Raw genomic sequence first — 20,885 nt, forward strand, 5'->3', positions numbered from 1 at the left:
ACCGCGTCCGGGGGCAGCTGGACCGTGGAGATTTCGATGGGTCGGAAGTTCAGGTGGATGGGACTGGCAGTGTTGGGGCTGTCCCTGGGAGTGAGTGCCTGCGGCAAGGAGAAGTCAGCCTCGACCCCGGCAGTGACGGATTCTGTCGTAGCCCGCGTGGGGGAGACGAAAATCACCCAGGCGGAGCTGGAGGCGAAGCTGGCGGAACAGCCTGCCTTTGTCAGGGCGCGCTACGGAACTCCGGAGAAGAAGAAGGAATTTCTAGACAATCTTGTTCGCTTTGAACTGCTGGTCCAGGAGGCGAAGCGCCGCGGGCTGGAGTCGGACCCCGAGGTCCGGGCGATGCTTGAGAAGGTGATGGTGCAGCAGCTGGTAAAATCCCAGACGGAGTCCGCGGAGGCGGTGGTGAGCGACGCGGACGCGAAAGCCTTCTACGACGCCAACCTCGCGGAGTTCGTGAAGCCGGAGCGCGTCCGGATCAGCCAGCTCGTGTTGAAGGCGCCCCGGGGCACGCCGGAGCGGCAGAAGGCGCTGACGCAGGCGGTGAAGCTGGCGACGGAGGTGCGGAAGGAAAGCAATGTGCCGCGCGCGTTCGACACGGCGGTGCGTGCGCACTCCCAGGACACGGCGACCCAGGCACAGGGTGGAGACCTGGGCTTCCACACGCGAGAGGAATTGACGGCCCTGGGAGGCGAGGCGCTGGCGGAGTCCGCGTGGAACATGAAGGCGGTGGGCCAGCTGTCAGCCCCCGTCGAAACCGATGCGGGCGTCCATCTCCTGATGTTGCAGGCACGTCAGGTGGGGCATGAGCAGACGTTCGAACAGGCAAAGCCTCGCATCATGCAACGTCTGGGAGCGGAGCGCCGGGCGAAGGCGCTGGAGGCCCTGGTCGAGAAGCTGCGGACCCAGACGAAGGTGGACGTGAACGAGGACATCCTCGCGAAGGTGAATCCGGAGGCAGGCGTGAAGCCCGCGCCCCGCCCGGGGCAGGCCGAGGCGGCGCCGCGATAGACGACCGAGCGTAAGTCTCGAACGGTCTCACGCTGCGCGTCGAGAAGGCGCGGCGCGCAGCAAGAGCTGGCCGTCTTTTGCGCGGTGCGAGCATCGGGGTAGGCACTCCGCTCTCCCAGCGAATCAGCCGTCTGCTTACCCTCCAGGCCGTTCGAGCATCACGACTCGTCGTGCAGCAGTGTCACCAGGACTCCCACTGGTCGATCCTACACCGCCACCGGACCGACGAACTCCAGTCGTCGGCATCATTCCGCTCGACGATTCCCGTTGCCAGGAGTTGGCACGGAGCACCCCTGTCGTCGGCATCCTCCGCGTAGAGGTAGACGCGTCGTCCGGCCCGTAACTCAACAAGGCTTCCTGAGGAATCGCGCCTTGTGTCCTCGCGCGACAGAAGCACAACGTCTTGCTCAACCATCTCGTTGAGATCGACCAGAATTCTGGGGGGATCGCTCGGATTCATAAGGTGCTGGAGAAGGACGTGACGGTGACGACGCCCGCAGGCACGTTCACCAACGCCATCAAGGTCCAGCGCGGCAAGCTGAACGAGCGCGGCGAGGTGTGAGGATGCGCTGGCCCGGGCTTTCCATTCCGCGCCTATGTCGTATGGCTTTCGATAGGCACGAGCATCAACCACCGAGTTCTTGCTCAATCTTCCAGCGTTCTCCGCGTGCTTTTTGCACTGCCGCACCGAGGTCACCCAAGCCTGTGTCCTTGTACCATTCACGCGCGCACTCGAGACAACTGCCACTCATGGAGTAGTCCGGCTCAGGCACCGGTTGAGTGCCCAGTCTATACGCAGAAAGCCACGCCTCGACCGGCACGACACAGGCCGGACAAAGATGATGCAGGTCTGTCATCCTATCCACAAAGACTTTGGCAGCCAGCGAAATGTATTCGTCAATGGCCACTGCGACATGCTCACACGAACGACTCCCAAAGCTGAGTCCGTGACGTTCACACTCGACCATGCTGGTGCTCCTTTCAGGAGAGATGCCGAGACGGCTGTAGAATCGCGGTCTTATTCGTCTGGCACGCACTTCGTCTCGCCCTGCACCACGTCATAGAAGCCCCGTTCCACATCCACCTCGGGTGAGCCGTTACGTGGGGCCTGGACGCTGATGCGCATGTCTCCGACCCGCATCCACCAGACCCCATCTTCCACCTGTTCGACATGGAGCCAGTTCCCCACGACCAGTTCCTTGAGGGCCCCCTGGTTCTCGAAGTGCACGGGGCCGGAATCCGTCTGGGTGAATAGCCTCCAGATTCCTCCGGGCACCTTCAAACGGCGTCGCCGCCGCCGCATCGCGGCTTTCGACTCCACGGGCGGCGGCCGTTCAGGGGCCGGCCAATGAGGCCATCTCGCGGGCTGATCATCCACCAGGACGACAGACGGGTGGCGAATGGCCATTCCCCGGAGCTCGTCGTGCAACGATTGGGGTGGTTGAGGTTCCCCAGGGCCTGGGCGGAACCGCTTTTTCATCATCAACCAGTCGAGCCCCATCCAGTCCCAGACCGCGGCCATCACCGCCGCGGCCCCGTCGACTCCAACGAAGCTATTCGCTTCCCAGCCGTGATTCACCTTGAAGCCATCCCGAAAGACCAGCGTATCCAGATACAAGATACCTACGGCGACTCTGGCCGCGGCTTCATCGCGTACGTGCCCCCAGAGCGCGTCCACGCGCTTCGCCACTTCCGTCAGGAAGACACGGTCGAACTCGGAGTCCCCGACATACTCATCGATGCGTGCCAGGTTCATGGATGCTCCTCTGTAGAATCCGCGGGAACTCTGAATCGCCCCACGCTCATCCAGGCATCCTCTTGTAGACACACCTCCAAGCGTCGCTCCCATCAACAGTTGCCGTCTTTGCACATCCCCAGCAAGCTCATGACGCAGCGACCCCGACTTCGAGAGGCGCGAATAGCGACGGTTCTACTCCTCCGAGATCCACACCTCGCCACCAGCCGCATCAGCTGAAGTCAACAACTCAAGAATGGCGACATGCACCTCGCCACACCCTGCGGGAAGACCGTCCGTTCGTATCTGTCTCCACTGATCCACCACAGAGTCCAGGTTTTCAATCTTCCAGGGTGCGTCATGCCAACCCTCACACAGATGATATGGCAGAGCCAACCCAGTCCACTGGCCACCCTTCAGCTCAATTCTCGCCATGATAGAATCAAAATATCCATCCCAGATCCGCAGAACCTGATCTGGCACGCCCTTGACCTTCGCGACGAAGCGAATTTCCGGCTCACCCTCGAATCCCTCGTAAAAATCACGCATACAACTCGTCATTGGCGAACTGATCAATAAACGCGCTTGTCGCGCACGGCCGCTTCTACTTCGGAATAAATCGACACGGCCTGTCGCAGGTCAACTCCAAACAGCCCACGCAGAAGCCGAACCGCATCAATCTTGGAAGCGCCGAGGCGCACCGCCGCAGCACCGATCTCGACCGGCGTACGGCCCGAGTCTCGCATGGCGACAAAATCCCCAGCCGCGTCCGCAACAATGAACCGTGCCTGCGCTGAAGGCTGCAGCTGAGCACCAGGGAGGTAGTCCGCCAGGGTTTCAGAATAGCCCAGCTCACGAGCCGCCTGGCGCAGTTCCTCCCAGAACTCACCAGGAAGCGAGGCCCGCTCCGACTCGTAGTGGTCTCCGATGCTACCCAAGACGATGACCAGAACCTCATACTCTGTCCGCTCCAGCCAATTCTCCACATCGGACCGAGTGTAGAGCAACCCCTCAATCGTGAACGCCTCATCCGGCAGAAGCCGGTATGCACGCCGGAGTCGTTCGATTGGACTTAAGCGCTCCACGCTTCCCGCCCACCACTGCCTGATCCACTCAAGGAGCATTGGCGCAGTCTACCCCAGATCTCCCGGCCCTCTCTGCCACTACTCTTCACCGCCCCTTCCTCCTCCACCATCCCCTTCGCTGGCGACCTCGGGGCTGAAACTGTCCTCGATGACTGTCGTGTCGCCTTCCACCCTGCCATAGAAGCCCCGTTCGACATCCACCAGGGGCCTGTCGCCACGTGAGGCCACGACAAATACTCGCATGTCTCCGACCCGCATCCACCAGACCCCGTCTTCCACATGCTCGACATGGAGCCAGTCGCCCACGACCAGTTCCTTGAGGGTCCCCTGGTTCTCGATGTGCACAGGACCGGATTTAATCTGGGCGAACAGTCTCCAGATGCCTCCGGGCACCCTCAAACGATGTCGGCGCCGCCGCATCGCGGTTTTCGACTCGACCAGCGGCGGCTGCTCTGGAGGCAGCCAATGAGGCCATCTCGCGGCTTTCCCGTGCACCAACACAACGGATGGATGACCGGATGCCAGCGCATCGAGCGCGTTGTCCCATTTACTGAAAGGTCTGTGCTCCTCTTTCGGAGCCCAATACCGATGCTCCATTCCCTTCCAGTCCAGGTCCATCCAGTCCCAAACGGCGGCCATGACTGCCGCAGCCATGGCAATATTGAGAATATTATTAATATCCAATCCGTCGTTGATCTTGAAACCATCACGAAAGACCAGCCTCGTAATACTCAAGAATCCGACAGCGGGCCCGACTGCACCTTCGTCCCGCACGTGCCCCCATAGCGCGTCCATGCGCTTCGCCACTTCCGTCAGATAGACACGGTCGGGCTCGGAGCCCTCTACGAACTCATCAATGCGCACCAGATTCACAGGTGCTCCTCGCAAGGCCATCGCGCCCCATCCGGACTCGACATCTATTAGCTCCACTTCTCACGGTAGAAGTAGTTCGACTCCTCGCGAATCCGCTCCCGATATTGAGACATGGCTGCCTTGTTGACGCTGCCGTGGACGGAATCACTCACGATTCCATCATCCTCCCAGCGGCAGTGGTTGCAGATGTCGTAGCCGGTTCTCACCACTGAATCATACAGCTCCGTTAGCGTCCGGTGGCCGCAGCACGGCCATGGCAACAGGACCTCTGCCTCCCCCACGACCTCGACTCTTCCCCCCAAGATCGCCTCGCAGACCGGCGACAGGAACCCGTTGGTGACGCCACGGCAAAGGACCTGGATCGCCTCCTCGTTCGCCCCGCGTTCACAATGCATCAGGGTCATCCGGCCAGAGAGCACTCATCGTCGAATCGAGATGACGCAGGGCCTCCAGCCAGGACTTCGCCTGTCCCTCTTCAACCCGCGCACGTGCATCCAGCAGCAGCTTGGCAATCCCCTCGAGGTTCTCGCGCCAGAACCACCAGATGAGCCTCTCAGGAAGGGGGCGGACGCTCACCTCGTTCCCACCGTCGTGCGCTCTCCCGATTTTATAGAGATACCTCCGCCCCCCGCACTCCAGCTCCCCGCGCAAGCCATAAGCGGTCTGCTCTGTCTCCAGCCCATGCAGCAGGAGAAAAGCCTTCACATCATCAATGGGCGCCATCTCCACCGCCTCCTGTCCCACTCGTTTTCCAAGGGTGAGGCTTGCGCATTCGCCCTACGCACAAGCCGCAACAGTTTTCCATGCACGCTGGAGGCATGCGGGCCTCAAGACTCGCGCCGAAGCTGAAGCCCCAACTCCATCGCTCGGCGTTCGATTTCAGGCAGCCTGTTTGGCCAGAAGCGCCCCAACAGCCATTCACCCGCCCTGGCCTTCCGCAGAACCGCTGAAACAGGCATGTTCGCGGCCTCTTCCGACAGCTTACGCAATGCAACAATCTCTTCGGGGGAAGGGCCCGCCTTTTCCCAGACCACAAACATGCAAACCGGCCGCACCTCGGGCTCTGGCTCGGACACCAGAACAAAATCCAACCTAAGCTGAAGTTCGTAAGCCTGAGTCCAGAGGGCGTCAATCTGGCTTTCCATGTACTCGCCCAGCACCCACCCCTCCTGCTTTGACCGCTCCCAGATCTCACCAGCAGGGATGATCCTCGCCTCAGGAGAAATCGTCCTCAGGCTCTCCAGTTCAGCGAAGCTCAAGATCTCGTTTTTCCACCGGACGACGGCTCGGAACCGCCGTTCCGGACTGAGGCGCGGCGTTGACAGCGCATGGACGTCATGTCCACACACCAAACACCGGAGGTGGTCCGTGCCTCCCATCACCCCGATCCAGGCAAGCTCACCAGAGCACTCCGGGCACGTCATCACTTCCTCATTTCCGGATTCATCCGCCTCACTCCTCGACACGGTGCGTGGCGAACGGCGTCCAGCCCGCTGCTTCAATCTCTTCACGGCTCGCGGGCTTCGCGTCGGCCTCATCCTCCAAGGTCAGGAAGCCAGCGGGCACCTCTCCCACGCTCGCCGGATCCCGCCAGCCCCACTCACATTCTTCGCAATGGAGGTAGAGGGAACCGTTCTCAAGCTCCCGCATGATGAACAGGCGCCCCTGGCCACGGCACCTGGAGCAGGTCGTATACCAATAGGTGGTCATGCCCGACTGCTCTCAACCCGGACGGCGGCGCCTTCGCTCACGGGGATGGCACGCCTGGGTTCACGGGGTTCCCGTCCCGATATGTGTAGCGCTCGGCCACCCGTCCGACGAAACACTGGATGCCTTCAGGTCCCAATTGAGGCACCTCCGGTATCCCCCAGCGCCTTTCTGCTTCGTAGACGGAGGTGTCCAGCGGGTACGCGACAAGCTCTCCGGAAAGGTGCTTCTCCGCCAGCCACGCGTCCGCCAGGGCCTTCCGAGAGAAGACCGCTGTCACCTGGACGGCGCCCTCCCCCGTGAAGAGCCAGACACAACCGCGCGCCATCCTGCGCCGGAGATGACGGTCTTCCGGTAGCTCCCGCGTCACGAACTCGGTGTTCATGCCGAGGGCACGAAGCGCGGCGACGACCGCGGACGGGTCCGGAGGATCCGCGACGACTACCGAATACTTCATCTCCTCACTCCAGCGCAGACTGAACCGAAGCCCACTCTCCAACTCGAAGGCCCAGTGAAACTCACGGCCTCCCGCTGTGCGCAGCGAGTCCTCCTCGATGAAGCCGGGCTCGCCCAGCGGCCGGAGCTCTTCCCGGGTCGAAGCAAACGTCACGACCCAGTCTTCATCCTCATAGGTAGTCGCTACAGGGAAGGACACCGGTCGCATTGGGAGCACCCCTGCTCGGGACATCACCTCCCACCTCCATACACGCCCGGCGCCATCCCGCGAAGGGTGCAGGGGCACCCGCTTCACGGACACGTGACGTCGGACCGCGGGAAGAGCCGCTCCATCGGTTTGGCGTGGACTTCCTGCCCCCTCCGCAAGCCTGACAGGCAGGCCTGGCGCTCAGGCCCGCGCGGCGTCGTCGTACGACACGCGCAGGCCGTCGTACGTCACCGTGATGAACGGGCGCCCCATCCAGCCGCAGTGCGTGCAGACGGCGTTCGGACCGGTCGCGGTGACCCGCACCGGCAGGTCCGACTCGCACACGGGGCAGCCCTCGGGGAGGGTGTACTCACGGGTCTGGGAGTGGACTTCGGTCATGTCTTCAGGGGTAACGCAGCCTCCGGACGCCGCAAGGCGCCCCCCGGTTCCGCCTTCCCTGAAACATGCGACGCAGGCCTGTTCGTCTGTCTTTCCGCCACACCGGGCGCCCGTTCGCCTGCCTACTCCCGAACGCCTGATTTTCGGATGATCGTTGAACGATGAACGGTTGGGCCCCCGTCCCGAATGTCTCGGGCCGGAGGATTCATGGACCGGACGAAGTCTCTTTCGCTCGCCGCCCTGGCTGCCCTTTTCGTGGGGGGCTTCGCCTCGGGTGACGCGCTCGCCCTGCCGCGTGATCCCTACCTTCAGAAGGTGGGCCCCGACACCGCCACCGTGGCGTTCCGGCTGTCGTCGAACTGCTCCAGCGCCCAGGTGCGCTACGGCGTGGGCAACACCAGCCAGACGGTGAAGTCGTCGGCCACCGCGAAGATTCACGCCGTGGTCCTCACCGGCCTGTCGCCCGCCACCTCCTATACGTACTCCGTGGACGGCTGCGGTGAGACGACCCCGGCGAAGACGTTCACCACCGCCCCCGTGCCCGGCACGCGGCGCGTGCACTTCGCAGCGGTGGGCGACTTCGGCACCGGTGGCAGCGACCAGAAGAAGGTCGCCGCCTCCATGCTCACCAACAAGCCGGAGCTCTTCGTCGCACTGGGTGACAACGCCTACGCATCCGGCACCGAGACCGAGTTCCAGACCAACCTCTTCACCCCCATGGCCGCCCTGCTCGCACAGGTGCCCATGTTCGCCACGCCCGGCAATCACGAGTACGTGACCAACGAGGCCCAGCCCTACCTGGACAACCTCTACCTGCCCACCAACAACGCAGAGGGCTCGGAGCGCTACTACTCGTTCGACTGGGGGCACGTGCACTTCGTGTCCATCGACTCGAACTGCGCCGTGGGCCTGGCGTCCGCGAGCAAATGCACGCTCGCAGCGCAGAAGGCGTTCGTGGAGAAGGACCTGGCCGCCACCACGCAGCCTTGGAAGGTCGTCTTCTTCCACCACCCGTCCTGGTCCAGCGGCGAGCACGGCTCGCAGCTCACCATGCGCCGCCAGTTCGGCCCCCTGTTCGAGAAGTACGGCGTGGACCTGGTCCTCACCGGCCATGACCACGACTACGAGCGCAGCAAGCCCATGCGCGGTGACGCCGAGGCCGGCAAGAACGAGACGGGCATCCCCTTCCTCGTCGTCGGCGGCGGCGGCGCCACCCTGCGCACGTTCGCCACGGCGCGCCCCTCCTGGAGCGTCATCCGCGACGACGCGGCCCACGGCTTCCTCGACGTGGACGTCGTCGAGGGCAACCTCACCGCGAAGCTCGTGAAGACGGACGGCGGCACCCTGGACTCGTTCACCCTCTCCAAGACGCTCCCCACGCAGCCGGATCAGCCCCAGGGCACGCTGAACGTCGCCGTCAACACCGCCAGCGGCGCCGCGCCCCACACGGCCTCGTTCACCGCGACGGCCTCCCAGTCCGGCGCCACCGTCACCTGGGACTTCGGCGACGGCGCCACCGCTGAAGGCCCCCAGGTCCAGCACGTCTTCGCCCAGGCTGGCACCTACACCGTGACGGCCAAGGCCACCGTCCAGGGCGCCGCCCCGCTGACGGCCACCACCGTGGTCACCGTGACGTCCAACGGGACCACCGACCCTGGCACCGACCCCGGCACGGGTGAGGACCCCGGCACCACGCCGTCCGACCCCGACCCCCGCCCCGAGATTCCGGCCACGCCCTCGACGCCGGGCGTCACGCCGGGGGATGACTCGAACGGGGGCGGTGGCTGCGCCGCCGGCCCGTCCGCCGCCCTGATTCCCGCCGCCGCGGCCCTCGTGGCCGGGCTCGTGCGTCGCCGGCGCCGGAACCGCTGAGCCCCCGGAGGCGGACCGCGCGAACCTGTCCGACTGTCGGACAGGTTTTCGGACCCCGCCGGGGAGGGGCGGACCCAACGGAGGTCCGAAGCCCCAGCCCCCCAGCGGCTCCCAGACGCCTCCGGCCAGCCCATCCAGGGCCTTCCGGGGGCGTCTTTTGCGTTACTCGCTTGTCAACGCTACCCGGGGATGTAAAGGCCCCATGCGACATGGCCACGACTCGTAAGCCTGGACCTTCCCGCGGCGGCCCCCCCAAGTCCGGCGGGCCCCGCACGTCCCGCCCTGGCGCGCCGAAGAAGCGCAAGGACGCCGGTGGACGCGCCGACAAACCGAAGATGAGCCGCGCCCAGCATGAACGCGCGCGCCCCAACCCCAACCGCCCCCTGCGCGAGGACCTGGTCCTCCAGGCGTGTCTGGAGGCCTACGGCGGCGTGCGCCGCGAGGGCCGCCTGTCCGACCGCGCCCTGGAGTTCGTGCTGCGCCGCAAGACGGCCCTGTACTCCACCGAGCGCCGCGCCGTGGCCGAGCGCGTCTACGCGCTGCTGCGCCGCCAGCGCACCGTGGACTTCCTCCTGGAGAAGTCTCACAAGAAGTTCGACACCCTGGACGCCACGCGGCAGGACGTCATGCGGCTCGCAGCGTCCCGCATCCTCCACGGCGAGGACCCCACCTACGTCGCGCGCTCCAGCGGGCTCACCGGCCCGGACGTGTCCGTGCTCGACCGCCTGCCGGACGCCGCCGCGGACCTGGACGCCCTGCCGGAAGCGAAGCGCTTCCCCATCGCCGCGTCGCTGCCGGACTTCCTCGCGGACCGCTTCAAGGCCGTCTTCGGCAAGGACGCCTCGCGCGCCGCCGAGGCCATGAATGAGCGCGCCCCGCTCATCGTCCGCGCCAACACGCTCAAGGGCGACCGCGCCCAGCTCCAGGATCGCCTGGCCGCGGAGGACGTGGAGTCCACGAAGCCCACCGCGCTGTCCCCCTTCGGACTGGTGATGGAGACGCGGCTCAACCTCTTCTCCCTCCAGGACTTCAAGGACGGGGGGTTCGAGATCCAGGACGAGGGCAGCCAGCTGTTGGGCATGCTCGTGGATGCGCCGCCCACCCGCGTGGTGGACGCGTGCGCGGGCGCGGGCGGCAAGACGTTGCAGCTGGCCGCGCAGATGAAGAACCGCGGCGACCTGCACGCGCTGGACGTGGATGAAGGCCGCATGGAGGACCTGCGCAAGCGCGCGCGCCGCGCCGGCGTGCACAACGTGCGCACGCAGATCATCCCCCACGAGGGCCCGGACGCGGACGCCGCGCTCACGCCGCTGAAGGGCCTGGCGGACCGGGTGCTGGTGGACGCGCCGTGCAGCGGCTCCGGCACCTTCCGCCGCAAGCCGGACGCCCGCTACCGCCTCACTCCGGAAGACCTGGAGATGCACGTGGGCCGGCAGAAGGCCCTGCTCGCGCGCTTCGCCATGCTGGTGAAGCCCGGCGGCCGGCTCATCTACGGCACGTGCAGCGTGCTGCGTGAGGAGAACGAGAACGTGGTGGAGGACTTCCTGTCCAAGCACCCCGACTTCAGCGTGCGCCCCGTGGCGGAGGTGCTGGGCGCGGAGCTGGGCGCGAAGCTGGGGCCCGGCCCCTTCTTGCGGCTGGCCCCGCACACCCACGGCACCGACGGCTTCTTCGGCGCCGTGCTCGTCAAGGCGAAGTAACCCCGCCGTCCCCCAGGAAGAAAGGCCCTCCGTCCATGTCGCTCGCCGTCCACTACCGCGTCGCCATGCCCCGCCCGCATGCGCACCTGTTCGAAGTGGAGGCGAGCTTCCCCGCCGGGACGGACTTTCTCGACGCGGTGATGCCGGTGTGGACGCCGGGCAGCTACCTGGTGCGCGAGTACGCCCGCCAGGTGCAGGACGTCACCGCGCAGGGCCCGGACGGCCAGCCCCTGCCGGTGCGCCGCGTGGACAAGCGCACGTGGCGCGTGGACGCGCGAGGGCAGGCCGTCACCCTGCGCTACCGCGTCTACGCGAACGAGCTGTCCGTGCGCACCAGCCACCTGGACGGCAGCCACGCCTACTTCAACGGCGCCACCGTGTTCCTCTACACGGAAGCCACGCGCACCCTGCCCCACCACGTCACCGTGGACGCGCCGGAGGGCTGGCGCACGTTCTGCGCGCTGGACTCGGAAGGGGCCACCTTCCACGCGCCGGACTACGACACGCTCGTGGACAGCCCCTTCGAGGTGGGCCCGCACACGCCGCTCACCTTCACCGCCGCGGGCGTGCCGCACGAAGTGGTGGTGTGGGGCGACAGCGTGCCGGACGCGGACCGGCTGTGCGCGGACATGCAGCGCATCTGCGAGGCCCAGGCGCGCATGTACGGAGGCCTGCCGCTCAAGCGATATCTGTTCCTCGTCTACCTCACCGACAAGGGCCGCGGCGGGCTGGAGCACCAGGCCTCCACCGCGCTGCTCTTCCCGCGCACGGGGCTGTCCTCGCTCCGGGGCTGGGAGGACTTCCTCACGCTGGTGGCGCACGAGTACTTCCACCTGTGGAACATCAAGCGGGTGAAGCCGCGCGCGCTGGTGCCGTTCGACTACTCGCAGGAGAACTACACCACGCTGCTGTGGGCCTTCGAGGGCGGCACCGCCTACTACGACAACCTCTTCGTGCGCCGCGCGGGCCTGATGTCCCCCACGCGCTACCTGGCCCGGCTGGGGGAGACCTTTTCCCTGCTGCACTCCACCCCGGGCCGCCGCGTGCAGTCGCTCACGGAGGCGTCGCTCGTCAGCTGGGTGAAGCACTACCGCCCGGACGAGCACTCCACCAACAGCGCCATCTCCTACTACCTGAAGGGAGAGGTGGTGAGCGCGCTGCTGGACCTGGAGCTGCGCCGCGCCACCGGCGACGCGAAGTGCCTGGATGATGTCATGCGGTTGCTGTGGCAACGCCATGGCGACGGCTCCGGCGTCCCCGAGGACGGCGTGGAGCAGGCCGCGAGCGAGGTGGCGGGCGTGGACCTGACGCCCTTCTTCGACCGGACGGTGCGCTCCACGGAGGACCTGGACTACGGCGTCTTCGCGCACGTGGGGCTGGAGGTGTCCTTCCGCGTGCGGGAGGCCCCCAACGACAAGGGCGGCACGCCGCCGCGCCTCAAGGGCGAGCCCAAGCCCAAGGGCTGGCTGGGCGTCACCTTGCGCGGCTCCTCGACGCTGTCCACCGTACCGGAGGGCACGCCCGCGCTGGACGCGGGCCTGTATCCGGAAGACGACGTGGTGGCGCTGGACGGCTGGCGCGTGGACGGCGCGGGGCTCATCGCCCGCTGCGAGGACAAGCGCCCCGGCGACACCGTGAGGGTGACGCTGTTCCGCCGCGACCGCCTGCTGGAGGTGCCCGTCGTCCTGGGCCAGAAGCCCGCGGACGCCGCGTGGCTGCAGCGCGTGGAGCGCCCCACGGACGCGCAGAAGGCCGCGTTCCAGGCGTGGTTGGGGTCCCCCTGGGACGAGACTCCCGGCCCGGCGTAGGCTTTCGGGCCGCATGGCCCCTTCCCTCCCTGCCCCTTCCCCCTGCGCGAGACACCCGGACGCTGCCGCTGGCTGGCGTTGCGAGCACTGCGAGGCATTGCTGTGCCCCGCGTGCGTGGAGACCCGGCGCACGGGCACGGTGGAGTACACCGTCTGCGTCCGGTGCGAGGGCACGGCGAACGTGCTCCTGCGCCACCGCTCGCAGCGGGCCCTCCGGACCCGCCTGACTGGCGCCCTGCGCTTTCCCTTCACCGTTCCGGGCCTGCAGACGCTCCTGGCCGTCAGCCTGATGCTGGCGGTGCTGCGCATGCTCGGAATGGGCGTGCGCATCCTCGTGGTGCTGCCCATGGCGCTCGGGCTGGGCGTCTTCTGGTCCGCCTTCTTCGCGCTCGTGCGCGGCGCGGCCCGGGGCGACGCGGATCCCGAGGGACCCGGCTTCACCAGCATCGTCCAGGACAACATCGTGCCGGGCCTGCGCGGACTGGGCGTCACCGTGGGCGTCTTCGTGCCCGCGCTCGCGCGTGCCTGGCACCTGCTGCCCTCCGTGTCCGGGTACGAGACCGTCGGGCGGATCATGCTCCCGCTGCAGGCCCTGGGGCAGCCCGTGGTGTGGGAGGACCCCTTCTTCTGGGGGCTCGCCGGCCTGGGACTCCTGTGGCTGCCGTGGGCGCTGCTGCTGGCCGCCACCTCGCAGTCGGTGTTCACCGCCTTGAATCCCTTGCGCACGCTCGGATGCCTGCGGGCGGTGGGGCCCGACGCGGGGCTGATGACGGGCGTGTTCGTGCTGCTGGCGTGCGCCCACGCCGTGATGCACTGGGGCGCGGCCTGGGTGTTCTACCTGCCCGTGCCCTTCGTCTCCACGTGGCTCGCGGAGGCGCTCACGTGCCTGGCGCCCTTCGCCGCCGCGAGCCTGCTGGGGCTCGTGCTGTACGTGCACGGGGACGCGCTGGGCTATCTGCCCGCGCGCGACCTGCTGGAGCCCACGCTGGGTGACACCGCGCCCCAACGCGTGCCCGTGTCCCTTCTCGAGTCCCCGGTGCTCGAAGCCCCGGGCCCCGCCGACGCCGGAGTCGAAGCGAAGGTGGCCGAGCTGGGCGCGGCGGTGGCGGCGCGCGACGTGGCGAAGGCGCTGGCGCTGTATGGCGCGCTCCACGTTCTGCCCCGCCTGAAGCTTTTGCCGTCACACCATCTGTTCATCGGACAGGCCGCGGCAGTGGAAGGAGATTTCCCACTGTCGGTCAAAGCGTTGGAAGCCGCGGCGGACACGGCGCCGGATGAACCCACCGCGCCCCGCGCGCTGGTGCTGCTGGCGCGCGTGCAGGGGGAGAAGTTGGGAAACACGGTGCGCGCGGAGGAGATCTATCGCTACATCGTGCATCGTTATCCGGACACGGAGGCCGCACGTTTTTCCCATGCGCGGCTGCCGCCCGCCGCCTGACATACGCATTGCAGCACCCGTCCCCCGGTACCAGATTCCATGCATGGGACGGGTTGGGGGCGTGGGGATGGGAAAGCGTTTGAAGACGTATGGCGGGTTGGGGCTGCTCGTGGGCGTGCTGATGACGGGCTGTGATGATGCCCCCAGCGCGAACCGGCACGAGGACACCTGCGCGGAGCCGCGGTCGCTGCGCGTGGAGGTGATGTCGTCGGACGGCGCGTACATCCAGGGCGCGTCCGTGACGGCCACCAACCTGGAGAGCAACATCAGCATCACCGGCGTGACGGATGACCGGGGCGTCACCACGGCCATCAACGAAACGCTCGCGCCCAGCCCCATCCGAGTGGTGGCCACGGCGGGCTCGCACGTGACGCACGCGGAGCGCGTGGAGTGGACCTGTGACGAATGCCACTGCACGCCTGTTCCCGACACGGTGACGCTCAAGCTCCAGGATTGAGCCGGAAGACCCGCCAGTGAGGGCCGGCGGGCGCGGAAAATCCGCCGCCTCAGGCCGTGGGGTGGTTGTGCACACCCACCTGTGCGCGGTACCACTTACGCCATGCGTCAAACCCGCATGCGCGCGAATGCGTCGGTCCGGCTCTCCTCCAGCCTCGCCGCACGCCCGTCTGGCCTGACGGCGTGCGAGCGGGCGTGTTGTCGCGGCACTGGTGTCCCCCCACTCCAGTAAGCCGTGCAACCGCGCTACCCGCCGGGTAGGCAATCCCGAAGGTCCCCCATGTCCGCAGAGAGTGTGCAGGCGCTGCTCGAATGCTCGGTCACCGAGCTGACCGGGCGGTTCGTCACCCAGGCGCAGCCCGTCCCCCAGGGTCTGCTGGAGGCGCTGGAAGCAGACCCCCGTCAGGGTGCACAGACGCTCGCGCGCAAGCTGCGCTCGCGTCAGGAGAAGAACCGGGCGGAGGGTCAGCGGCTGCGGCACCTGCTGAAGTTCGAGACGGAGCTGTGGGAGCAGGGCCTGTTGAAGGTCGCGGGCGTGGACGAGGCGGGCATGGCGCCACTCGCGGGCCCCGTCGTCGCGGCGGCGGCCATCCTGCCCCGGGGTTACAAGCTCAAGGGGCTGGACGACTCGAAGAAGATCCTGGACCCGGACAAGCGCGAGGCATTGGCGGAAGCCCTCAAGCGCGACGTGGTGGCGTGGGCGGTGGGCCGGGCGGAGGTGGAGGAGATTGATCAACTCAACATCTACCACGCGGGTCTGCTGGCCATGCGGCGCGCGGTGGAGGGGTTGGGGCTGACGCCCGACTACGTGCTGGTGGACGCGCGCACGATTCCCCAGTGCCCGGCTCCGCAGCGCGGCATCATCAAGGGAGACTCGCTGTCGTTGAGCATCGCGGCGGCGTCCGTGCTGGCGAAGACGACGCGCGACCGGCTGATGGCTCAGTTGGACGCGCAATATCCCGGCTACGGACTGGCGGCGCACAAGGGCTACCCCACCGCGCAGCATGTGCAGGCCATCCAGGCCCTGGGCGTGCTGCCCATCCACCGCCGGAGCTTCGGTCCGGTGCGCGAGGCGCTCGGACTGGCGCAGCCCTCCGGGCCCGTCCCGATGCAATCCGAGCTGTTCGCCGCTACTCCTGCTCCGATGGCGAAGCGATGAGCGCGGACAAGGACATCGACGGGTGGTTGGCGGAGCGGGGCGTCACGCTGATGGACGCGCGTGCGCGGGCGAGGGGCGTGTTGGAGGAGGCAGGCCTCACGAGGCCGGGCAAGGCGCGGATGAGCGAGCCCAAGCTCCTGCGAGCGGCCGAGGTGCTGTCCGAGCGCTTCTTCCAAGTGTGCGCGGATCCCGGCTGCATCCAGGTGGCCTCGGCGAGCGGCCGGGAGCCCCTGCGCGTGGAGCCCCGGAGCCACTGCGCGCGGTGCGGCGGTTCCGCCAACCGGCGCGCGGAGGTGGCGTTCCTGGAGATGTGCCATCAGCGCGGCGTGCAGCGCGTGGTGGTGGTGGGTGGCTCGCCCGCGGTGCGTGAGGAGCTGGAGGCGAAGCTGAGCGGCCCCATCTCCCTGCGCATGGTGGACGGCACGGAGCGCCGCACGGCGGACCGCGCGAAGAGCGACCTGGAGTGGGCGGACCTGGTGCTGGTGTGGGGAGCCACGGAGCTGCACCACAAGGTGTCCACGCACTACACGCACCTGGCGTCCTCGCATCACCGCAAGGTGGTGCACGTGGTGCGCCGGGGCGTGGCCGCACTGCTGGACGAGGCGATGGTCCATCTGCAGCGGGCGCGGTGAGACGGCCAGGGGCACCCCGGTTTAATCCCATTTAACTCGCCGGCTGGTGCCCCCAACGCTTTCATCACCCCATCCGCATGGCGCTGTCTCGCCGTGTAGAGGGGGAAGTGACACATGTTTTCTGATGGAATCCGCCGTGCCCTGGGGCCCGTGCTGCGCACCGTCGCGAACACAGCCGTGGAGAAGGCGGTCGCGCCGCAGCTCCAGCCCGCCGCCAGGGCAGTCGCGAACTTCGCTGTGTCCTCGTTCGAGCGCGGCACCTCGCCGCTGGTCGCGCTGAACCCGCCGCCGCCTCCCACCCCGCAGGTGGACGGGAAGCTGGAGGCGGGAGACTGGCTGACGGTCACGGTGAACGACGGAGTGAACCAGCGCAAGGACGCGGGCAAGACCTCCAAGCTGCTCACCACCTTCCCGCGGGGAACGATGCTGAAGATCGCCGCGCCGCCGGAAAACGGCGCCGTGGTTCAGAACAACTTCGTCTACGTGGAGAGCAACACCGGGCAGAAGGGCTGGGTCTTCAAGGACTATGTCGGGGAGATCAGCGCGGAGGTCGCCGAGAAGGCCCTCGCGGACGAGCTCGCGAAGGCTCGGGCCGCCAACCACCAGACGGACGCCGCGGACGCGTATCAGGACATCTACGTCAACCAGTTCGACGCCGAGAAGCAGGTGGGGGATGAGACAGGCAGGAATGCCAACTGCGGCCCCGCCTCCACGCTGATGGCGCTGCGCAACGAGGGGCTCGTCATCCCCTCCATTCCAGACATCACGCACGACGGCTCGGCCGGCGCGGATGTGCAGGCCGTGCGTTACTGGGGCAATAGCGAAACCGACCCCGCCACTGACGGCGTGACGACCAACGAGGCGGGGGAGACGGTGTACGCGCTGGGGTGGGAGAACTCCCAGTACACCGGCTTCGAAGACGTGAGCAACGCGGTGGCGGCCGCGGGCGGGAGCTCCAAGGACGTGAGCGCGGACTCGGCGAGCATCCGGAAGGCCATCGAATCCGGCATGTCGGTGGTCGTCTCCGGGACCTTCGTCGAGACGCCCGCGCAGGCTTCGGAGGGCTCCGAGGATGCCGAGCCGGTGCTCAAGGGCGACACCTGGGAGCAAGGCGGCGGAGCCACGGATCACCTGGTCGCCGTGGTGGGCATGGAGGGGGACGACTTCATCATCTGCGACCCGGCGTCCGACTGCGGGACGCCCATCCAGGTCTCGGCCGCGGAGCTGGACGCCTTCATGCGAGGCAACCCGGGCGCCATTGGCATCTCCGGGCCAACACCCGGACCCGGTTCAGAGGCGTAGGGGCGCCCGCCCGTCCATCTCAGGATTGAATCTTCCGTCGGCCGTCACGTAGATGGGAGGCGTGCGGCATCAGGCCCGCACCTCTCCTCGGGGGACAAACGGATGAACAGGAAGCTCGGCGCGGCGGTGTTCATGATGGTGGCATGTGCCTTCGGCCCGATGACGGCCGTCGCACAGGAGGGCTCGGGCAATATCGACATCACCGGCAATGACGAGACAGCGACCCACGCCTGTACGCCGGGCAGCACGGTGGAGATCACCGGCAACTCCAACACCGTGACGCTGACCGGTGACTGCAAGAGCGTCGAGGTGAACGGCACCGACAACAAGGTGAAGGTGGAGACCACCGGTGCCATCTCCGTGACGGGGACCTCCAACTCCGTCACCTGGAAGCGCGGCCACGGCAAGTCGAAGCCGAAGATCAGCCGCACCGGCGTGGACAACAAGATCACGCAGGAGAAGTAGCTGCCGGACCGCGCCCCCGCTTCGGCACGGAAGCGGGGGCGCCCGGCTCTACGGCGTCAGAATTAATCCCGTTTAACTCGCCGGCCGGTGCCCCAAACGCTTTCATCTCCCCATCCGCACGGTGCTGTCTCGCCGTGTAGAGGGGGAAGTGACACATGTTTTCGGATGGCATCCGCCGTACCCTGGGGCCTTTGCTGCGCACTGTCGCGAATACCACCGTCGAGAAGGTGGTCGCACCGCCGCTCCAGCCCGCCGCCAAGGCGGTCACGAACTTCGCCGTGTCCTCGTTCGAGCGCGGCACCTCTCAGCCGGTCGTCCTGAACCCGCCCGTCATCCGACAGGCGACGCCGACCGTCGTGACACCGCCATCGCCTCCCAATGTGCAGGGAGACGGAAATCTGGGGGCGGGTGACTGGCTGAACGTCACGCAGGGCGTGAACCAGCGCCAGGGGCCGGGAACAGAGTTCGCGAAAAACACCACCTTCGGGGTGGGAACGAAGCTGAAGGTCATCGCGCCGCCGGACAACGGCGCCGTGCGCCAGAAGGACTTCGTCTACGTGGAGAATTCAAAGGGGCAGAAGGGCTGGGTCCACACGGATTACGTCGGTGAGCTCAGCGCGGACGACCTCTCGAAGTATCAGGCCGAACTCTCGAATCAGCGGGCCGGGAACCACCAGACGGACGCCGCGGACGAGTACCAGGACATCTACGTCAACCAGTTCGACGCCGAGACGCAGGTGGGAGGCGATGGTCGGAACGCCAACTGCGGTCCCGCCTCCACGCTCATGGCGATGCGCAACGAAGGGCTCGACATCCCTTCCATCCCCGGCATCACGCACAACGGCACGGCCGGCGCGGATGTGCAGGCCGTGCGCTACTGGGGCAACACCGGGAGCGACAACGGCAGCGACGGCGTGACGACCAACGACGCGGGGGAGACGGTGTACTCGCTGACGACGGAGAACTCCCAGTACACCGGCTTCGAGGACGTGAAGAACGTGGTGACGGCCGCGCGCGGGAGCTGGGCGAAGGTGGCCGCGAACTCGGAGAGCATCCAGCAGGCCATCGAGTCCGGCATGTCGGTGGTCATCTCGGGGACCTTCGTCGAGACGCCCAAGCAGGCACCGGAGGGAACTCCCCCGGCGCTGGTGGGCCCCGACAACGTCCTCTATCTCGACAGCAACAAGGACGGCGCACCGGACACGAACAACCAGGGCCAGCCCATCATCGACCGGATGAACAAGGGCGACACCTGGGCTCGGGGCGGCGGTGCCCGGGAGCACCTGGTCGCCGTGGTGGGCGTGACGCCGGAGGGCAACTTCATCGTGTGCGACCCGGCGGTCGAGGTCCGCACGCCCATCGAGGTCACGCCCGCGGAACTGGACGCCTTCATGCGTGGCAACGCGGGCGCCATCGGCATCTACGATCCGACGCCCGGCCCCCGTTCAGGGGCGTAGGGGCTCACGCAGTGGGCGGCCATGAGGCTTCAGGCCCGCTTTACTTGAAAATCGAATTTAAATGGTTTTCACTCATTGAGCCTTTTTACAAGGGGGAAACAGAATGAAGCGCGGTCTTCGCGGATGGATATTGGGATTGGCGGCGTGCTGGCTGGGGTGCGGTGCGAGTCAGGACGCCGTCGACCTGGAACAGGAGGCGACGCTCGAGAACTGCCGCCAGTTGGCGCCACCCGAAGGCACGGACCGGTCCGTGGCGGCGCGGCAGGTGACGTCGCAAGCCGTGACGTCCCAGGTCGTCCCCATCGTGCTCGTTCCCGCCGGCAGCCAGGCCCTCAGCACGGTGGAGCTGAACACGGTGCGGCAGGCGCTCTCCAACGTCCGGCGCTGGTATGAGCGGGAGCTGCCGAATCGCAACCTGAACTGGGCCCCCATCCAGGTCATGCAGGGGGCGCAGAGCGCTTCGTATTACCTGACCAACAACAACGTGTGGAACGACATCCCGGGGGAGATTCAGGGCCAGTTCGGCTGGAACCCCTGGGCGTACACGGGCGGAGCGCACCGGATCGCGCTGGTGATGGGCCGGGACCTGCTGGGCTGGGCGGGAGCCAATGGCTACACGGATGGACGCGGTCTGGCCATCGTGGGCCTGGAGTCGCTGTTGGAGTTGTCCAAGTGCTCGGGCAACTGGTGGTGTACCCAGGAGTTCTGGCACGGCACGGTGGCGCACGAGCTGGGACACACCTTCACGCTCCCGCACGACACCGTGGCCGACTCCATCATGTCCTTCCACGACGCGTATACGACGCGGCACTTCACCGCGACCGCCGCGACCACGGTGGAGGCCAACCCGGCGACGCTGCCGAAGAAGGCGAACTGGGACTACTGCAGCATCGACTACGAGTGCGCCACGAAGCGCTGCGGCGGCAACTACAGCGGGGACCGGCTCTGGTGCCTGCCAACCCCCGCGTATCCCAAGCAGGCGCAGAACATCCCGGCGACCTTCACCTGCCGCGAGCACTCGCAATGCCTCACGGGCATCTGCACCTTCTCCCCCGCCTCCGGAGCCAAGGTGTGCGCGTCGTCCGCCACGCCCAACTACGTCACGCCATTCTTCCCGGACGTGCCGTAGCGCAGGAGCCTCCG

Annotated in this window: 23 protein-coding genes; 12 read left to right on the plus strand and 11 right to left on the minus strand. The window is 67.0% G+C overall.

Translation table 11 applies throughout. The features are described from left to right. The first annotated feature begins 57 nt into the window (after nt 1–57). Nucleotides 58–1,011: a peptidylprolyl isomerase gene (locus GTZ93_RS23760; RefSeq protein WP_161663011.1), complete on the plus strand. Its 954-nt coding sequence runs from the start codon at nt 58–60 to the stop codon at nt 1,009–1,011. 626 nt (nt 1,012–1,637) lie between these two features. On the opposite strand, the gene GTZ93_RS23770 is transcribed toward GTZ93_RS23760, so the two are convergent. The 11 genes from GTZ93_RS23770 to GTZ93_RS23820 all read right to left on the minus strand — a co-directional run bounded on the left by GTZ93_RS23770 (nt 1,638) and on the right by GTZ93_RS23820 (nt 7,453). Further along, nucleotides 1,638–1,919 (minus strand): hypothetical protein, encoded by a 282-nt coding sequence (locus GTZ93_RS23770; RefSeq protein ID WP_139915639.1) that lies wholly within the window; start codon nt 1,917–1,919, stop codon nt 1,638–1,640. A gap of 110 nt (nt 1,920–2,029) precedes the next feature. After that, entirely contained in the window at nt 2,030–2,767 is a 738-nt protein-coding gene (locus GTZ93_RS23775; RefSeq protein WP_139915640.1) for a hypothetical protein, read from the minus strand. Nucleotides 2,768–2,941: 174 nt separating this feature from the next. Continuing rightward, complete coding sequence (locus tag GTZ93_RS23780) at nt 2,942–3,295, minus strand: dihydroorotate dehydrogenase (quinone) (protein ID WP_139915641.1); 354 nt, start codon at nt 3,293–3,295, stop codon at nt 2,942–2,944. A gap of 23 nt (nt 3,296–3,318) precedes the next feature. Then, a complete protein-coding gene (locus GTZ93_RS23785; protein WP_139915642.1) occupies nt 3,319–3,870 on the minus strand; it encodes a hypothetical protein in 552 nt (183 codons plus the stop codon). Between the two features lie 39 nt (nt 3,871–3,909). Further along, nucleotides 3,910–4,704 carry a hypothetical protein gene (locus tag GTZ93_RS23790; RefSeq protein ID WP_139915643.1) on the minus strand — a complete coding sequence of 265 codons (795 nt, stop codon included), beginning with the start codon at nt 4,702–4,704 and terminating at the stop codon, nt 3,910–3,912. Between the two features lie 47 nt (nt 4,705–4,751). After that, on the minus strand, nt 4,752–5,108 hold the full coding sequence (locus tag GTZ93_RS23795) for a CPCC family cysteine-rich protein (RefSeq protein WP_139915644.1): 357 nt from the start codon (nt 5,106–5,108) through the stop codon (nt 4,752–4,754). Then, nucleotides 5,089–5,427 carry a hypothetical protein gene (locus GTZ93_RS23800; RefSeq protein WP_139915645.1) on the minus strand — a complete coding sequence of 113 codons (339 nt, stop codon included), beginning with the start codon at nt 5,425–5,427 and terminating at the stop codon, nt 5,089–5,091. Before GTZ93_RS23800 ends, GTZ93_RS23795 begins: the two co-directional genes overlap by 20 nt. 104 nt (nt 5,428–5,531) lie before the next feature. Further along, nucleotides 5,532–5,963, minus strand: coding sequence for a hypothetical protein (locus GTZ93_RS23805; RefSeq protein ID WP_139915646.1), 432 nt, complete (start codon nt 5,961–5,963; stop codon nt 5,532–5,534). Between the two features lie 193 nt (nt 5,964–6,156). Next, on the minus strand, nt 6,157–6,414 hold the full coding sequence (locus tag GTZ93_RS23810) for a hypothetical protein (protein ID WP_139915647.1): 258 nt from the start codon (nt 6,412–6,414) through the stop codon (nt 6,157–6,159). Between the two features lie 37 nt (nt 6,415–6,451). Beyond that, nucleotides 6,452–7,075, minus strand: a complete 624-nt coding sequence (locus GTZ93_RS23815; protein WP_139915648.1) for a DUF7710 domain-containing protein — start codon at nt 7,073–7,075, stop codon at nt 6,452–6,454. Between the two features lie 180 nt (nt 7,076–7,255). Then, nucleotides 7,256–7,453: a hypothetical protein gene (locus GTZ93_RS23820; RefSeq protein ID WP_120580872.1), complete on the minus strand. Its 198-nt coding sequence runs from the start codon at nt 7,451–7,453 to the stop codon at nt 7,256–7,258. A 207-nt stretch (nt 7,454–7,660) separates the two neighbouring features. Here GTZ93_RS23820 and GTZ93_RS23825 point away from each other — a divergent pair, with 207 nt between their 5' ends. The 11 genes from GTZ93_RS23825 to GTZ93_RS23875 all read left to right on the plus strand — a co-directional run bounded on the left by GTZ93_RS23825 (nt 7,661) and on the right by GTZ93_RS23875 (nt 20,871). After that, nucleotides 7,661–9,325 carry a metallophosphoesterase gene (locus GTZ93_RS23825; RefSeq protein ID WP_139915649.1) on the plus strand — a complete coding sequence of 555 codons (1,665 nt, stop codon included), beginning with the start codon at nt 7,661–7,663 and terminating at the stop codon, nt 9,323–9,325. Nucleotides 9,326–9,534: 209 nt separating this feature from the next. Then, a complete protein-coding gene (locus tag GTZ93_RS23830) occupies nt 9,535–11,025 on the plus strand; it encodes an RsmB/NOP family class I SAM-dependent RNA methyltransferase (protein WP_139915650.1) in 1,491 nt (496 codons plus the stop codon). A gap of 35 nt (nt 11,026–11,060) precedes the next feature. Next, nucleotides 11,061–12,833: a M61 family metallopeptidase gene (locus tag GTZ93_RS23835; RefSeq protein WP_161663013.1), complete on the plus strand. Its 1,773-nt coding sequence runs from the start codon at nt 11,061–11,063 to the stop codon at nt 12,831–12,833. Between the two features lie 13 nt (nt 12,834–12,846). Further along, on the plus strand, nt 12,847–14,271 hold the full coding sequence (locus GTZ93_RS23840) for a tol-pal system YbgF family protein (RefSeq protein WP_139915652.1): 1,425 nt from the start codon (nt 12,847–12,849) through the stop codon (nt 14,269–14,271). Nucleotides 14,272–14,338: 67 nt separating this feature from the next. Beyond that, entirely contained in the window at nt 14,339–14,728 is a 390-nt protein-coding gene (locus GTZ93_RS23845) for a carboxypeptidase-like regulatory domain-containing protein (protein WP_167548359.1), read from the plus strand. A gap of 279 nt (nt 14,729–15,007) precedes the next feature. Further along, nucleotides 15,008–15,886 carry a ribonuclease HII gene (locus GTZ93_RS23850; protein ID WP_120576658.1) on the plus strand — a complete coding sequence of 293 codons (879 nt, stop codon included), beginning with the start codon at nt 15,008–15,010 and terminating at the stop codon, nt 15,884–15,886. Beyond that, entirely contained in the window at nt 15,883–16,518 is a 636-nt protein-coding gene (locus GTZ93_RS23855; protein ID WP_121753611.1) for a hypothetical protein, read from the plus strand. The genes GTZ93_RS23850 and GTZ93_RS23855 overlap by 4 nt, the downstream gene beginning before the upstream one ends. Nucleotides 16,519–16,632: 114 nt before the next feature. Beyond that, entirely contained in the window at nt 16,633–17,820 is a 1,188-nt protein-coding gene (locus GTZ93_RS23860; RefSeq protein WP_139915653.1) for a C39 family peptidase, read from the plus strand. A gap of 102 nt (nt 17,821–17,922) precedes the next feature. Beyond that, on the plus strand, nt 17,923–18,285 hold the full coding sequence (locus GTZ93_RS23865; protein ID WP_139915654.1) for a DUF3060 domain-containing protein: 363 nt from the start codon (nt 17,923–17,925) through the stop codon (nt 18,283–18,285). Between the two features lie 155 nt (nt 18,286–18,440). Continuing rightward, nucleotides 18,441–19,742, plus strand: a complete 1,302-nt coding sequence (locus GTZ93_RS23870; RefSeq protein WP_139915655.1) for an SH3 domain-containing protein — start codon at nt 18,441–18,443, stop codon at nt 19,740–19,742. A 103-nt stretch (nt 19,743–19,845) separates the two neighbouring features. Next, on the plus strand, nt 19,846–20,871 hold the full coding sequence (locus GTZ93_RS23875; RefSeq protein ID WP_139915656.1) for a zinc metalloprotease: 1,026 nt from the start codon (nt 19,846–19,848) through the stop codon (nt 20,869–20,871). Nucleotides 20,872–20,885: the final 14 nt, after the last annotated feature.

Origin of the sequence: Corallococcus exiguus (genome assembly GCF_009909105.1) — a bacterium.
Classification (GTDB): domain Bacteria; phylum Myxococcota; class Myxococcia; order Myxococcales; family Myxococcaceae; genus Corallococcus; species Corallococcus exiguus.

Excerpts from the sequence above, each read along its gene's own strand:
- GTZ93_RS23845 (WP_167548359.1), top strand. The coding sequence starts at position 14,339 with ATGGGAAAGCGTTTGAAGACGTATGGCGGGTTGGGGCTGCTCGTGGGC.
- GTZ93_RS23815 (WP_139915648.1), bottom strand. The coding sequence starts at position 7,075 with ATGCGACCGGTGTCCTTCCCTGTAGCGACTACCTATGAGGATGAAGAC.
- GTZ93_RS23865 (WP_139915654.1), top strand. The coding sequence starts at position 17,923 with ATGAACAGGAAGCTCGGCGCGGCGGTGTTCATGATGGTGGCATGTGCC.
- GTZ93_RS23810 (WP_139915647.1), bottom strand. The coding sequence starts at position 6,414 with ATGACCACCTATTGGTATACGACCTGCTCCAGGTGCCGTGGCCAGGGG.
- GTZ93_RS23835 (WP_161663013.1), top strand. The coding sequence starts at position 11,061 with ATGTCGCTCGCCGTCCACTACCGCGTCGCCATGCCCCGCCCGCATGCG.
- GTZ93_RS23825 (WP_139915649.1), top strand. The coding sequence starts at position 7,661 with ATGGACCGGACGAAGTCTCTTTCGCTCGCCGCCCTGGCTGCCCTTTTC.
- GTZ93_RS23785 (WP_139915642.1), bottom strand. The coding sequence starts at position 3,870 with ATGCTCCTTGAGTGGATCAGGCAGTGGTGGGCGGGAAGCGTGGAGCGC.
- GTZ93_RS23775 (WP_139915640.1), bottom strand. The coding sequence starts at position 2,767 with ATGAACCTGGCACGCATCGATGAGTATGTCGGGGACTCCGAGTTCGAC.
- GTZ93_RS23820 (WP_120580872.1), bottom strand. The coding sequence starts at position 7,453 with ATGACCGAAGTCCACTCCCAGACCCGTGAGTACACCCTCCCCGAGGGC.
- GTZ93_RS23780 (WP_139915641.1), bottom strand. The coding sequence starts at position 3,295 with ATGCGTGATTTTTACGAGGGATTCGAGGGTGAGCCGGAAATTCGCTTC.
- GTZ93_RS23840 (WP_139915652.1), top strand. The coding sequence starts at position 12,847 with ATGGCCCCTTCCCTCCCTGCCCCTTCCCCCTGCGCGAGACACCCGGAC.
- GTZ93_RS23760 (WP_161663011.1), top strand. The coding sequence starts at position 58 with ATGGGACTGGCAGTGTTGGGGCTGTCCCTGGGAGTGAGTGCCTGCGGC.
- GTZ93_RS23875 (WP_139915656.1), top strand. The coding sequence starts at position 19,846 with ATGAAGCGCGGTCTTCGCGGATGGATATTGGGATTGGCGGCGTGCTGG.
- GTZ93_RS23795 (WP_139915644.1), bottom strand. The coding sequence starts at position 5,108 with ATGACCCTGATGCATTGTGAACGCGGGGCGAACGAGGAGGCGATCCAG.
- GTZ93_RS23850 (WP_120576658.1), top strand. The coding sequence starts at position 15,008 with ATGTCCGCAGAGAGTGTGCAGGCGCTGCTCGAATGCTCGGTCACCGAG.
- GTZ93_RS23860 (WP_139915653.1), top strand. The coding sequence starts at position 16,633 with ATGTTTTCTGATGGAATCCGCCGTGCCCTGGGGCCCGTGCTGCGCACC.
- GTZ93_RS23870 (WP_139915655.1), top strand. The coding sequence starts at position 18,441 with ATGTTTTCGGATGGCATCCGCCGTACCCTGGGGCCTTTGCTGCGCACT.
- GTZ93_RS23855 (WP_121753611.1), top strand. The coding sequence starts at position 15,883 with ATGAGCGCGGACAAGGACATCGACGGGTGGTTGGCGGAGCGGGGCGTC.
- GTZ93_RS23830 (WP_139915650.1), top strand. The coding sequence starts at position 9,535 with ATGGCCACGACTCGTAAGCCTGGACCTTCCCGCGGCGGCCCCCCCAAG.
- GTZ93_RS23800 (WP_139915645.1), bottom strand. The coding sequence starts at position 5,427 with ATGGCGCCCATTGATGATGTGAAGGCTTTTCTCCTGCTGCATGGGCTG.